Origin of the sequence: Shewanella sp. TB7-MNA-CIBAN-0143 (assembly GCF_040310065.1) — a bacterium.
In the GTDB taxonomy this organism is placed as follows: Bacteria; Pseudomonadota; Gammaproteobacteria; order Enterobacterales; family Shewanellaceae; genus Shewanella.
In genome coordinates this window covers 1-233 of record NZ_JBEOPL010000171.1, presented here as the reverse complement: position 1 = coordinate 233, position 233 = coordinate 1, and the positions used below count along the sequence as shown (strand labels likewise).

Below are 233 nucleotides of genomic sequence, written 5' to 3'. Positions count from 1 at the left end.
ATCGAAGACTATACGCCAGCTCAGCAGGCAGGACATTTGAGTGACTTTTTGAATGTGGTACCAGGCGTTACTATAGGTGGCACATCGGCTGTCAACCAGCGTATACGCGTACGCGGGCTAGATGACACCAACCTAAAAGTTACGATTGATGGCGCCCGTCAAGAAGGCGCTTTGTTCTATCATATGGGCGATGTCACGATTGATCCGGACTTATTAAAACAAGCAGAAGTATC

Annotated in this window: 1 protein-coding gene; it reads left to right on the top strand. The window is 48.1% G+C overall.

The window, feature by feature from the left end; genetic code table 11:
* A partial coding sequence (locus AAEY97_RS21535; RefSeq protein ID WP_351001441.1) for a TonB-dependent receptor plug domain-containing protein occupies positions 1-233 on the top strand: 233 nt, incomplete at both ends.